Source organism: Maribellus mangrovi (assembly GCF_037646455.1).
Lineage (GTDB): Bacteria > Bacteroidota > Bacteroidia > Bacteroidales > Prolixibacteraceae > Draconibacterium > Draconibacterium mangrovi_A.
In genome coordinates this window covers 58358-72522 of record NZ_JBBIXN010000004.1, presented here as the reverse complement: position 1 = coordinate 72522, position 14165 = coordinate 58358, and the positions used below count along the sequence as shown (strand labels likewise).

Sequence of the window (14165 nt, the reverse complement as noted above, 5' to 3'; positions counted from 1 at the left end):
GGCACCTCTGAATTACACAGCTCCGTTCAAAATACTCAAAACCAATTCTTTTGTCAATTTTCGCCCGGCTGCTTTTTCGCGAATGGCATCGAATGAGAATTTAAAGTCACATCCTGTTTTCCAGTTGCTGCAACCGTAAGCTGTTTTTCCTTTAATAATCTTTCCTCCACATTTTGGGCATTTAGGAGCAGTGTCCTCTGCCTTCTTATCAGCCTGTGTTTTATCCACAAACTCCACATTAAAATCAGTAGTTAGCTGCAATATTCCTTCCACCTTTTTTTCTCCCTGTTTGAATCCCTTGATTTTTGTGGTGGCTCCTTTTTTCAGCAATCGCTCAACTTGCTTTTCCGTAAGCTTTTTCCCCATAAAAACAAAAGGCAGCCTGAAATCACAACCTTCTTTCCAACGGTTGCAGCCATAGGCGCTTTTCCCTTTCAGGATGTTTCCATTTTCACATTTTGGACACTTTAGCTCATCGGTTGACGTACTTTGTTTCTTTTTCTTTTTGGTACTACTTTTCCTTTTGCCAGAATCGGGAGCAGCGAGTCGTACCGAAGAACGATCTTTTAACACCTCAACTACCAGGTCGTAAACCATCCGCTTCATTTCGTGAATAAATTTAGCGGCACTGTAATCTCCCTGTTCAATATCGCGCAGACGCTTTTCCCATTGCCCGGTTAATTCGGCCGATTTCAGCAATTCGTTCTGAATAGTGTCGATTAGCTGAACACCCATTGGGGTGGGATGGATCTGCTTTTTCTGCCGTTCAATGTATTTTCGCCGGAACAGGGTTTCGATAATGGCAGCCCGTGTTGAAGGACGCCCAATCCCATTGGCTTTCATCAGGTCGCGGAGTTCTTCATCATCCACATTTTTTCCGGCCGTTTCCATGGCTCTTAACAACGATGCCTCGGTATAATAACGTGGTGGTTTGGTTTCTTTTTCGGTAAACGAAGGTTCGTGCGGACCATGTTCTCCCTTTTCGAAAACCGGCAATATACTTTCGCCGTCTCCACTTTTTACATTTTCATCCTGAAAAACAACACGCCACCCTGCCTGCAAAATTTGTTTTCCGGTGGCTACAAACTGCACGGTTTCAACTTCAGCTTTCACTTGTGTTTTAGCCACTTTACAATCGGGATAAAAAGTGGCTAAAAAACGTCGTGTTATGGCATCATACACTTTTTTTTCGTGGCCCCCCAGCAATTTTTCTTCGCCCGTAGGAATTATAGCATGGTGATCAGTAACCTTTTTATCGTTGAATACTTTTGTCGATTTCCTGATTTTCTTTTCCAAAAGCGGTTCGGCTAGTTGGGTATAAGCTTTTAATCCTTTTAAAATACCCGGGATTTTTGGATACAAATCATTGGGCAGAAAAGTAGTATCGACACGCGGATACGTTACGGCTTTCATCTCGTACAAGCGCTGTACTGTTTTTAAGGTTTCGTCGGCAGTTAGTCCGAAACGGGTATTGCAATGTACCTGTAAACTGGTCAGGTCGAAGAGTTTGGGCGCATACTCCTTGCCGTCTTTTTTTTCAACCTCTGTAATGTACAGATCCTTACCAACAATTTGGTTTAACAGTTTTTCGCCGTCTTCTTTTTTGAAAAACTTCCCTTCCGTATTGCTAAAAACCGTTTCGCGATACGTTGTTTGCAGTTCCCAATAGGGCTGTGGCTTAAAATTTTCAATTTCGTAATGCCTGTTCACCATCATGGCCAGTGTTGGGGTTTGCACCCGCCCGATGGACAGCACCTGTTTGTAGCCACCATATTTCAGCGTAAACAAACGCGTGGCATTCATTCCCAATAGCCAGTCGCCGATAGCCCGCGAACTTCCGGCATAATAAAGCTGATCGAACTCGGAAGCTGGCTTCAGTTTTTTAAAACCCTCTTTAATCGCTTCATTGGTCAGTGACGAAATCCACAAACGTTTAACTTCGCCATTATAACCCGCTTCCTTCATTACCCAGCGCTGAATAAGTTCACCTTCCTGGCCGGCATCGCCGCAGTTAATCACCAGGTCGGCTTTATCGAGAAGACTTTTAATGGTTTTGAATTGTTTGGTAACTCCGCCATCTCCCTTCATTACTTTGGTTTCGAAGTGTTTGGGCAACATAGGCAGTGTTTGCAGGTCCCAGCGTTTCCAATTATCGTTGTAATCTTCGGGCGACCACAAAGTACAGAAATGGCCGAAAGTCCAGGTTACCTGGTAGCCATTTCCCTCGAAATAACCATCATTTCGCGAACGCGCCCCGATTACCTGTGCAATTTCTTTGGCAACACTTGGTTTCTCTGCAATGCAAACAATCATAATTCCTGCAAATATAAAAGTAAAGCTGTGGCTTCAGGAACTGAGTTATTAACAGGCAGAGGAAGATTGAAGGAAATTGTTAAACTGAGAAATTGTACAGTTAAGAAAAATTGAAAACAGGTTGTTGTAATTTGCCAACTGTTAATTGTCTGTTGCCAACTGCAACAGATCACTAAACACTAAACTCACCATACCAGATCACAGGCATCAGCGGGCATCCAGTGTTTGTGTTTACCTTCCCATTTCACATTGCAGCCGATCGGATTAGTCACCGGAACCGAAATGGATTTTCCACCGGTCAGTTCCTCGAGTGCACGGGCCAGGTCGTTAACCGTTATTTTTGAGGGATCGCGCGGACTATCCACTCCCCTTCCGGTGTACACCAACTTTCTGTTCTCATCAAAAACATAAAAATGTGGTGTTCGTAGTGCTCCGTAGGCAAGCGCAATTTCCTGCGATTCGTCGTACAAATATTTCCAAGGGAAATTGTGTTCTTTCATGCGATCAACCATGTGGTCAAAATCATCGTCCTCGTAAGTGTTTTTGCTGTTCGAGTTAATCCCCACAAACTCAACACCAAGCGGTTGAAATCGCTCAGCAGTCTTCCTTGTAACTTCATCGCTGTTAATCACATAAGGACAGTGATTGCAGGTAAAAAACACCACTAGGTATTTCGAATCCTTAAAACTTTGGAGTGAGTATTTTTTCCAGTCGGTAGCCGGAAGATTAAAATCAATTGCCTTTTTTCCTATTTCGAGTGTAAATGCCATAATGTATTGTCGCTTGTTTAAAACTAAAAGGAATTTCACGGGACAATTGTTTAAGTGAAACAAAAATCTTTGTCTATTTTTAGGCACACTGAAGTTTATAAGAACAGTACTACAATGAAGCGAGAAGAAGCACTGGAAAAAATTAAAGCACTGCAAACCGAGCTGGAAGAACACAACTACAAATACTATGTGTTGGCGCAACCCGAGATCAGTGATTTTGATTTCGATATGAAACTGAAAGAACTGGAAAAACTGGAAAAAGAGTTCGGCATTGATGATCCAAACTCGCCAACGCACCGGGTTGGAAGCGATATCAGCAGCGACTTTGAACAGGTAGAGCACAAATACATGATGCTCTCGCTTTCGAATGCTTATTCCGAAGAAGAGATAAAGGATTTTGATACCCGGGTTAAAAAGATCATTGGTACGGAATGCGAATATGTTTGCGAACTGAAATACGATGGTTCGTCGATCAGCCTTACCTACGAAAATGGAGTTTTGACACGTGCCGTTACACGCGGTGATGGTGTTAAGGGCGACGACGTTACCAACAACGTGCGCACCATTCGTTCCATTCCGTTGAAACTGCGTGGAAATGATTATCCTGATAATTTTGAGATCCGTGGCGAGATTTTAATGCCTTTCGAGGTGTTCAACAATTTAAATGCAGAACTGGAAGAAAAAGGTGAGCCTTTGTTGGCCAATCCTCGAAATACTGCCGCCGGAACATTGAAAATGAAAAATTCGTCGATTGTGGCCGCGCGCAAACTGGATGCCTATTTGTACTATATTCTGGGTGAAAATTTACCCGAAGACGGTCATTACCAAATGTTGCAAAAAGCCCGCGAATGGGGTTTTAAAATTTCGGAAGATACAGGCTTGTGCAAAAACGTTGACGAAGTTTTTGAATTTATCCGCAAATGGGATACCGAGCGTTTTAACCTTCCGGTAGCTACCGATGGCGTGGTAATTAAAGTAAATTCGAGGAATCTGCAGGAAAACCTGGGATTCACCGCCAAGTCGCCACGCTGGGCCATTGCTTACAAATTTAAGGCCGAAAGCGCTTCAACAGTGCTAAAATCGGTTTCCTACCAGGTGGGAAGAACAGGTGCTGTTACGCCGGTTGCCAATCTTGAGCCGGTGCCGATTGCAGGAACGATCGTAAAACGCGCTTCACTGCACAATGCCGACATCATCAGCAAGCTCGACCTGCATGTTGGCGATACCGTTTTTGTGGAAAAAGGTGGCGAGATCATTCCAAAAATTACCGGGGTTGATGCTTCAAAGCGACATCCGATGTTTGAAGCCGTCAGCTTCATTGAAAATTGTCCGGAGTGTAGAACTGAACTGATACGAAAAGAAGGCGAAGTTGCACACTATTGTCCCAATGAAGACGGTTGCCCGCCGCAGATTAAAGGCAAAATGGAACACTTCGTCAGCCGAAAAGCCATGGACATTGATGGTATCGGACAGGAAACCGTTGAACTGTTATACAATCAAAATCTGGCAAAAAATATTTCCGAGCTCTATGATTTAAAAAAAGAACAACTGGAAGCCCTGGAGCGCATGGCTGATAAGTCGGCACAACGAATTATCGATGGTTTGGAAGAATCGAAAAAGGTACCTTTCGAACGGGTTTTATTCGCGCTGGGCATTCGTTATGTTGGGGAAACTGTAGCAAAAACACTGGTTAAAAAACTGCATACTATCGAAAATATCCAAAACCAAACCGTTGAACAACTTACTGTAATTGATGAGGTCGGAACACGTATTGCCGAAAGTGTGGTCGATTGGTTCTCGAAACCGGAACACCTTGAATTGATAGAAAAACTAAAAGCCGAAGGACTGCAATTCAAAATAAGTGAAGATCAGCTGGAAGGACAATCCGACCAACTTGCCGGATTGAATATCATCATTTCAGGAACTTTTGAAAAACATTCGCGTGATCAACTCAAAAAAATGATTGAGAAAAATGGCGGTAAAAACGTGAGCTCAATCTCTAAAAAAACCAGTTACTTGCTGGCCGGAGACAATATCGGGCCAAGCAAACTGGGAAAAGTAAAAAAACTCGGAATCCCGATGATCAGTGAAGATGAATTTCTAAAAATGATCGAATAAAAAAGCCTGATTTATTGTTTACTTTGCATTTCATGAACATCAAAGAAAAATACCGCAATTGGAAATTGAAACAGGAACTCGCCAAAATTAGCCGTACTCCGTTTGTTCGAAATATTGAAGAACTCAAAAAAATAGGCGTGATCTGGCAACCTCATCAAAAAGAGGCGATGAATTATTTGCGGAATTATTTCAATAAAAACCACGTTGTATTTCGCACCTATTGTGTGTTTGATGAGTTAAGCAACCCGTCTGCGGCCAACAATACCCTAACCACCAACGACCTGAATTGGTGGGGAATTCCCAAACCCGAAAAGACCCAGGATTTTATGCAGGCTCATTTTGATGTGCTTCTGAACATAGCCATGAAACAAGATTTTGTGCTCGATTACATTACTGCACTCACTCATGCCGATTTTAAAATTGGATGGTCGCCAAACGAACAAAATTACTTCGATTTGAATATTAACATTGGAGAAAATCAGGACGTGATGTTTCTTGTCGAGCAACAAATTTTCTATCTTGCGCAGCTAAATAAAAAGAATAGCAGATGAGCCAGCAATTTACGGGTGCCGGAGTAGCCTTGATTACACCGTTTACCCAGGAAAAACGCGTTGATTACAAAGCACTCGAAACCGTTGTAGAAAATCAAGTAAAGGGAGGTATGGATTACCTGGTTGCTTTGGGCACCACCGCCGAAACAGCCACGTTAACCGCCGAAGAGAAAGCCAACATCGTTGAGCTGGTAAAAGAAAAATCGCAGGGACTACCGGTGATTGCCGGAATGGGAGGCAACGATACCCGCACGATCCTGAAACATATCAATAAGTTCAATTTTAACGGAATCGACGGAATTCTGGTCGTTACTCCGTATTACAATAAACCGTCGCAGGAAGGCATGTACCACCATTACCTGGAAGTGGCCAAAGCGAGCCCTGTACCGATAATCCTGTACAATGTGCCATCGAGAACAGGTGTTAATCTTGAAGCCGAAACCGTTGCACGACTGGCTGCTGCATCACATAATATAGTAGCCGTTAAAGAAGCTTCAGGCGAACATTCGCAAATGACCAAAATACTGAAATATACTCCTGAAGATTTTACACTCATCTCCGGTGACGACCTTTTGGCCTTAACGATTTCGTCGGTAGGCGGTAAAGGTTTGATTTCAGTAATTGGGAATGCATTGCCGGAAAAAGTCAGCAAACTGATGCACCTCACCCTGGAAAACAATTTCGATGATGCCAGAAAAATTCATTTTGAACTCATCGAACTGTTCCAACTCATGTTTAAAGAAGGAAATCCGGGTGGAATAAAAGCTCTGATGAACATTCAGGGAACCATTGAAAACGTATTACGATCGCCACTGTATAAAGTGAGCGACGAACTTTACGAACAAATAAAAGCCACGTACAGCAAAATTTCATAGTTAACGCTTTTTAACCTCAAACCACATCGCCACTGGCTAAACATTCGTACATTTGCAACGTTTTAAACAGTACGATGAAGGCTATTATTACGGCAATATTGGTGATATTTTGTGTCGGAGCAATTGCGCAGCAGGGACCGCAACTCATGATTCCTGATGCGGATTCGCCGGATGTAAAAACGGTTCAACCTTCGCCTTCTTTGTTATTGGATGACAGTGCCATTTCAAATCCTGATTTTTTAATGTACAAACTACAGCCGGTGCCTTTGAACCTTGAGCAAAGTTACCAGACCAGGTACGCAGTAAATGCAAGTGTATTTGAAATGCCCGAAATGAATTTTATTCCACCAGCATCGCTGAATATTGTGTCACCGTTTTATACCAACGCTCAGATTTTTGGTGGCTCGTCAACAAAATTAAACGACAAATTTACGATTGGCGGATTCAGCTACGGTGCCAATTCCATCTTCTCTGCTCCAATGCCCAATCAGCATAACAGTTATTTCGACACCTACGGATCAACCATGTTTATGCAATACAAAGTTTCGAAAAACTTAAAAATCGAAACACGCGTCAGTGTTGGTCAGCAACAAGGCCCTCCCCCGCCTCCGGGATATTGAAGGATAAAAGGATGGAGGTATTGATTGGAGATTCAGTGAAAGTCATGAAAATACTTATTAGCTGAAATGATTTTCTGAATACCGAGACTAATCACTGAATACAGAACACTTCACTACTGACTCCAAATAATCATTATCTTTAAACCTGAACTTTAAACTCGAAACTCATTCATGCTGACTGTTTATAAAGCTTCTGCTGGTTCGGGAAAAACCTTTCGCCTGGTTGTTGAATACCTCAAGCTCATCCTCGATGATCCATACAACTACAAACACATTCTGGCAGTTACATTTACCAATAAGGCCACCAACGAAATGAAGAGCCGTATTCTCGAGCAACTTAATTTAATTGCCAACGGGAAAGATTCGGCAACCATTCAACAACTTCAGGAAGAAACAGAATATACCGAGCAGTTTATACGTTCGAGGGCACAACAGGTCCTTAAAAACATTCTCCACGACTATAACCGCTATTCCATCAATACCATTGATTCGTTCACGCAAAAAGTGATAAAATCGTTTAACCGGGAATTGGGTATTTCTCCAAATTTTACGGTTGAACTGGATACCGAAATGATCCTGGAAGAAGCTGTGCAAAGTATGCTTGCAAGAATTGGCGACGACAAAAACCTGCTCGACTGGCTGCGCGAATACAGCCGCGAACGGATCGAAGAAAATTTTAGCCAGCGCCTGGATGCCGATATAAAAAGACTGGGAACAGAGATTTTCAAAGAACGGTTCCAGGAGTTTTTCCCTGAAGACGGCGAAACCGTTTACACCCGCGAGAACCTGAATACCTTTGTAAAAGATGTACGTAAAGTGAAAGCTAATTTCGAAGCTATACTAAAAAACAAGGGAAATCAGGCGGTTTCGGAAATGGAAAAAGCAGAACTCACACCATCCGATTTTTCGGGTGGAGCTTCGCGGAGCATTGGAAAATACCTGCTAAAAATGGCGGAAGGTGATCAGTTGGAGTTGAATACTACCATGCGAAACTGCAGCGACGATGCTGAAAAATGGGTGGCGCAATCCAAACGGAACCGTGAGGAAATTGTAATGATCGTTGAACAACATTTGCAACCGGTTTTACAGGATATCATTTTTTATTTCGACCAGAATTTCGCCCACTACAATACCGCGCTGGCGGTGCTTAAACAAATCAGAACACTCGGGATTCTTATCGACCTGAAAGAAGAAATAAAGGAATTACTGCACGAAAAAGGAATTCTCCCCCTTTCCGATTCGAACTTATTGTTGAAGAAGATCATCGGTCAAAGCGATTCGCCTTTTGTGTATGAAAAGATCGGAAATTATTTCAGGCATTTTATGCTCGACGAATTTCAGGACACCTCGGGTTTGCAGTGGCAGAATTTTAAGCCACTCGTAATCAACTCGCTGGCCGAAGGACACGACAACCTGATTGTTGGCGATGTAAAGCAATCGATCTACCGCTGGAGAAACAGCGACTGGAACATCCTGGCCGAAAAACTGTATTCCGAATTCACTCAGGGGCAGCTCATTAACGAAACACTACAGTATAATTTCAGAAGTGACAGAAACATAATTGAATTCAACAACGCCATTATTGAGTTTCTTGTGGCTGAGTTTGAGAACCGTCTCTTTAGCGACATCGAAAATAACGACGCGCATCTTCAGCGATTTAAAAATATTTACGATTCATACACACAGCAGCCGGGCAAAAAAGATGCGCCCGAAACCGGATTTATTCAGGCCAATTTTCTCGAGAACGAAGATTTTTCGACAACATCAATCGCGAAACTCATTGAGCAGGTAAAAACCCTGCAGGACCAGGGAATTAGTGCTGAAGAAACTGCGATTCTGATCCGTAAAAACAGCGAAGGAACAAAAATTATAGAAGCTTTTTTGAACGCCGCCAAACAACCCGAAAACAAAGACTATAATTTGTCGGTGCTCTCCAACGAATCATTGTTTCTGAATGCTTCGAAGGGTGTACTTTTTATTGTTCATGTGCTCGAACTCCTAATCGACCCGGAGGATAAGATTGCCAAAGCCACATTACTCTTTATGTGGCAAAGTTGGTTAAAGCCGCAACTTTGTAAAAAGGGAATAGTACTGAATGGACAAGATGAGCAGCAACCTTCACTTTTTGATGTTCCCGAGGAATGGAAGCTAAAGCGGGATTTTGAAGATGAGTTTGAGCTGGAACTCAGGGAAATGATGGAAAAGATCCGCTCGAAAGTATTACTGGCCTCTCTGGACGAGGCGGTGACACAAATTGCTTCACTTTCGGGTATCTTTAAGCTGGAAACAGAATTACCTTTTGTTCAGACCCTGATGGATAAAGCAGGCGAATTAAAATCGTCGCTGTCGAACGACCTCTCCAACCTGCTGCTTTGGTGGAATGAAAAAGGCTATAAAACTTCGGTGAACGTAAACGAAGAACTTAGCTCAATTCGTTTGCTGACGGTACACAAATCGAAAGGACTGGAGTTTAAAGCCGTGTTGTTACCCTTTTTTAACTGGAACACCGAGCCGGGCAGCAATCAGCTTCCTATTCTTTGGTGCGAACCGCAAAGTGCACCATTTAACCGTTTTCCGCTGCTACCGGTTCAGGCCGGAAATACCATGAGAGATTCGGAATTTGCACCCGATTATTACGAAGAAAAAGTAAACAACTACATTGACACTTTGAACCTGGTTTATGTTGCTTTTACGCGTGCAAAATCGGTACTTATCGTAAATAGCCCCGAACCCAGACTGAAAAAAGACGGCTCTGAAGCCGCATCAACCAGTATGGATTACCTGCTTTTTAAGTCCCTGCAAAATCCGGGAATTCAGCAGAAATACAATACCGGACTGGACGAGGAACACAAGGTTTTTGAATACGGTTCGGTGCTTGCCAATAGCGAATCGAAAAACGAGAACAATACGACGGTCATCGATAAATTTTACTTTAATGATTTTTCTGAACGGCTAAAGCTCCGTTTTAGCGGCGAAGATTTTCTGCTTGAAAGTGAGAGTCAGCATTCGGAGAAAAACATGGGAAAACTGGTACACGAAATTCTATCTGAAATTGAAACAAGCAATGATGTTTCGGCTGCCTGCATAAAAGCTCTAAAGGCCGGAAAGATCAACGAGAATGAACTATTGAAAATTGAGCAGACCATCAACGAAAATTTAGGACTCGATGAAGTTAAGAGCTGGTTCGATGGCAGTTTTGAGATTTTGAACGAACACGACCTGCTTGAAAAAAACATGTTACTTCGCCCCGACCGCATTATGATTTCGGGGAAAACGGCGCTTGTGGTTGACTATAAAACCGGTGAAAAAATACCTTTGAAATACAACCGTCAGATCGAGCGTTATGCAAAAACGCTAAAGGCTACCGGTTTTGAAAAAGTAGATGGCTATTTATGGTATTTAAGTTCAAACGAAGTTGAAAAAGTGTGTGAGCTATAGATGAAAAAGGATTCCATCTATTTTAAAAGATGGAATCCTTTTTCGTTATTAGTTGCTTTCTATCACCTGTCCATGTTCGCGGTACAGATCGACTTTTCCATCGAGTAAAACGGCAATTACCGTTACCTGCGGATCGAGCACTTTCTCCGGAACATCGATGTACACAATTCCCGGAACCGAACTCCAGTATTGTTTCATTTTCACATCCCAGCTCAGTTTGGTGCCGTTTCCAACCACCCACATCCGGTTGATCTTATTTTTAATTCCCTTCAACATCAGTGGTCCGTTGGGTTTATGCGGAACATACAAATACAGAATATCGCCTTTCTGATTTAAAGCTGTCGGACCATAAAAATGTTCGTAAGGAATTCCGGCCTCTGTGCCGTAGATGGCTTCAGAATGTTTATTGGTCCAGCGACCCAGTTCCTCCAGAATATTGACTTGTTCATCAGGAATAGTACCATCGGGTTTCGGACCTATATCGAGCAAGAGGTTTCCTCCTTTATTGATTGTTTCCACCAAAATCCGGATGATCTGGTTGGGTGTTTTGTAGTTATGATCGTTGTGCTGATAGCCCCAGCTGTCATTCATGGTCATACACAGCTCCCAATAGCGACTTGCAGGACGGGTAACCGGCAATCCCTGTTCAGGCGTGGCGTAATCGCCATAGCCCTGGATCCGGCTGTTCAGGATCACATTTTTATTCCATTTTCGCAGGTCTTCACTCAGTTCTTTTGCCTTCCATTTTTCAGCCGATTGTTCCCAGTCGCCATCAAACCAATACAAATCGGGTTTAAACTGTTTCGATAATTCTTCAAGCTGACAGAAATTAAAATCCACAAACCGATTCCATTTTACCGAATCTTCTGTGTAGCGTTTAATTTCCCGGGTTTTATTCGGATAATCAGGGTGCGACCAATCTAAAAGCGAGTAATACAAGCCAACTTTAACATCGTTTTTACGAAGTTCTTTTACAAAAGGAGCCACCAGATCTTTGCCGGCGGGCGTTTTTTTGACCACGCTTAGATCGCCACAATGCGTATCCCACAAGGCCACGCCATCGTGGTGTTTGGTAGTAAGTACCGAATATTTTGCCCCGCTTTGTGCAATGAGGCGCGCCCATTCGGCGGGATCGTATTTACTGGCGGTAAAACCATCTAACTGTTTCATGTAGTCGTCGTACGAAATGTAATCGTTAAAAAACGACCAGCTTTCGTCGATGCCGTTTACCGAATAAATTCCCCAGTGGATAAAAATACCGAGTTTGGCATCTTCGAACCACTGCATACGTTTTTCTTTTTCGGCTTCAGTTTCCTGTGCGAAAACAAAGTTTGAAACCAATATTGCGGCGAGTAGAATAATTATCTTTTGCATAGGATTTAAAATAAGTTTTATTTTCCATGCAAACTTTATAAAATATTTTAAAACTGCAAATATTTATTCGAAGGAATAATGTTTTTTTATGGCCGATTGAATGTCCCAAACACATTCAAGACCTTTTGGGAAGGTCACAAAATCGCCTGCTTTGATGCTTACCGATTCAAACTCGGTAGTTATTGTTACTTCTCCTTCAAGAATATAGCACAGTTCGGTTTGATCGTAAAACCAATCAAATTTCTCCTCATCACGCTCCCAAATTGGCCAGTCGAATACACCTTCTTCTTCCAATTCTTCCTGAGTATAATGTTCAACATCGATTTTCATTGCCAAGCTGTTTTTTGTTCTTAACTAAATAAAAATGATCTTAACATCTGAATCAAATTCACTAAATTCAAACCGTTTTGATTCGTTGTCTTAAAAACAAATTTACAATTAATTATAATTTAATTGTTAGGTACAATTTAAATAATCTCTATGATGTATTTTCATCCGAAATCAAAAAAAAACAGAACTAATGAAGCAATATAAAATGCTTATTTTCTGCCTGGTAGCAACATTCCTGATTGCATTTCAGCCGGCAAAGAAATCATCAGCACAGGTAACAAACAACGATGAATTCTCATTTGTTTTTATGACTGATATTCACATTACTGAAGAAAGAAACGCCGTTGAAGGATTTTCGCAGGCCATCGACAGTATCAACAAACTGGCCCCCGACTTTGTGTTAACCGGCGGCGATAATATTATGGACGCACTTGGGCAAACTTATGGCAGAAGCGACAGTCTTTATCAGCTGTTCGATGACATAATCCAAAAATTGAATATGCCGGTGTATTCAACGCTTGGAAACCACGAAGTATTTGGACTATACGAGGAAAGTGGTGTCGATCAGGGACATCCGAAATATGGTAAAAAACTGTACGAAGAGCGGATTACCAAAAGGTACTATTCTTTCGACCATAAAAACTGGCATTTTGTTGTACTCGACGGCATTGGTTTTACCGATGACCGACATTATTACGGTCATGTTGATGAAGAACAACTCGACTGGCTGAAAAACGACCTGGAACAAAACGGCAAAGAAAAACCGATAATTGCATCCATTCATATTCCTTTGCTAAGTGTAGGTGCGCAGATTATGGAAGAACCGACCAGTGGATTCAGAAAGAGTTCGATTGTTACCAATGCCCACGATGTAATTAAGATTCTTGAACAGTACAACACAAAATTAGTTTTGCAAGGGCACCTTCATTTTCTTGAAGACATCGAATACCATGGCATTCATTACATTACCGGAGGTGCAGTTTCTGCAGAATGGTGGGAAGGAACGCGATTTGGCATGGAAGAAGGATTTTTAGAGGTAGATGTTTCGGGCAAAGATTTTACCTGGAAATATATCGATTTTGGCTGGGAAGTTACTCCTAAATAAATAGCCGGCAGTACCTTTTAACTGTAAACCGTAAGCACCATCCGGCGATTACCTCCATGGTTTCTGAATTCGCAGAAATAAATCCCCTGCCAGGTACCCAGGTTTAAACGGCCGCGGGTGATAGGGATAGTAACTTCGGCACCAATAACAGAAGACTTGAGATGGGCTGGCATATCGTCGCTACCTTCGTAGGTGTGAATATAAACCGGATCGTCTTCGGGTATCATTTTGTTAATGAAGTTCTCAAAATCAGTTCGCACAGTAGGATCGGCATTTTCGTTGATGGTTATACCGGCCGAAGTATGTTTTACCATAATGTGCAAGAGGCCCTTTTCGGGAAGTTCGGGCAATTCGTCTTCAATCATGTGAGTTATTAAATGGTATCCTCTTTTGAACCTTGGCAGCGTTATTTCTTTCTGTTGGATCATCGACTAAACTTTTGCCTAAAAATACGAACATTTACAGAAGCTCGGAAATTTCACCACCGTCAAATGACTTTGCACCCGGCTTTCCTCCGTTCACCTAAAAATTTGTTTCATTCGTCTTAAAAAGTTGAAAATTGAGCAGAATAAAGGGTAAATTTAAACTGTATTAAAGCCATAAAAACAAGACACGATGTTAATTTTAATTATTTCAATTGTAGCCGCAGCACTTGCGCGTTTGATTTTATA

The 14165-nt window shown here is 42.1% G+C and carries 11 protein-coding genes; 6 read left to right on the top strand and 5 right to left on the bottom strand.

The annotated features are described in order from the left end of the window. Positions 1-12: 12 nt before the first annotated feature. The gene (locus WFY05_RS15730; RefSeq protein ID WP_340113859.1) at positions 13-2313 is read right to left on the bottom strand and encodes a type IA DNA topoisomerase; all 2301 of its coding nucleotides are present in this window, start codon (positions 2311-2313) and stop codon (positions 13-15) included. A gap of 185 nt (positions 2314-2498) precedes the next feature. Beyond that, positions 2499-3122 carry a thioredoxin family protein gene (locus tag WFY05_RS15725; protein WP_340113858.1) on the bottom strand — a complete coding sequence of 208 codons (624 nt, stop codon included), beginning with the start codon at positions 3120-3122 and terminating at the stop codon, positions 2499-2501. Between the two features lie 75 nt (positions 3123-3197). Between WFY05_RS15725 and ligA the strand changes: the two genes are divergently transcribed. The 5 genes from ligA (at position 3198) to WFY05_RS15700 (ending at position 10685) form a co-directional block, all read left to right on the top strand. Then, entirely contained in the window at positions 3198-5201 is a 2004-nt protein-coding gene (gene ligA, locus WFY05_RS15720) for an NAD-dependent DNA ligase LigA (RefSeq protein ID WP_340113857.1), read from the top strand. Positions 5202-5233: 32 nt separating this feature from the next. Next, positions 5234-5752: a DUF6913 domain-containing protein gene (locus WFY05_RS15715; protein WP_340113856.1), complete on the top strand. Its 519-nt coding sequence runs from the start codon at positions 5234-5236 to the stop codon at positions 5750-5752. Then, a complete protein-coding gene (dapA, locus tag WFY05_RS15710) occupies positions 5749-6627 on the top strand; it encodes a 4-hydroxy-tetrahydrodipicolinate synthase (RefSeq protein WP_340113855.1) in 879 nt (292 codons plus the stop codon). The genes WFY05_RS15715 and dapA overlap by 4 nt, the downstream gene beginning before the upstream one ends. A gap of 74 nt (positions 6628-6701) precedes the next feature. Further along, a complete protein-coding gene (locus WFY05_RS15705; protein WP_340113854.1) occupies positions 6702-7247 on the top strand; it encodes a hypothetical protein in 546 nt (181 codons plus the stop codon). A 171-nt stretch (positions 7248-7418) separates the two neighbouring features. Then, on the top strand, positions 7419-10685 hold the full coding sequence (locus tag WFY05_RS15700; protein ID WP_340113853.1) for a UvrD-helicase domain-containing protein: 3267 nt from the start codon (positions 7419-7421) through the stop codon (positions 10683-10685). Positions 10686-10733: 48 nt separating this feature from the next. On the opposite strand, the gene WFY05_RS15695 is transcribed toward WFY05_RS15700, so the two are convergent. Beyond that, positions 10734-12059: an alpha-L-fucosidase gene (locus WFY05_RS15695; protein ID WP_340113852.1), complete on the bottom strand. Its 1326-nt coding sequence runs from the start codon at positions 12057-12059 to the stop codon at positions 10734-10736. 63 nt (positions 12060-12122) lie between these two features. Beyond that, the gene (locus WFY05_RS15690) at positions 12123-12389 is read right to left on the bottom strand and encodes a cupin domain-containing protein (protein ID WP_340113851.1); all 267 of its coding nucleotides are present in this window, start codon (positions 12387-12389) and stop codon (positions 12123-12125) included. Between the two features lie 190 nt (positions 12390-12579). Here WFY05_RS15690 and WFY05_RS15685 point away from each other — a divergent pair, with 190 nt between their 5' ends. Next, positions 12580-13494 (top strand): metallophosphoesterase family protein, encoded by a 915-nt coding sequence (locus WFY05_RS15685; RefSeq protein ID WP_340113850.1) that lies wholly within the window; start codon positions 12580-12582, stop codon positions 13492-13494. A gap of 17 nt (positions 13495-13511) precedes the next feature. Here the strand turns inward: WFY05_RS15685 and WFY05_RS15680 are convergent, their stop codons facing one another. Beyond that, entirely contained in the window at positions 13512-13922 is a 411-nt protein-coding gene (locus tag WFY05_RS15680; protein ID WP_340113849.1) for a secondary thiamine-phosphate synthase enzyme YjbQ, read from the bottom strand. Positions 13923-14165: the final 243 nt, after the last annotated feature.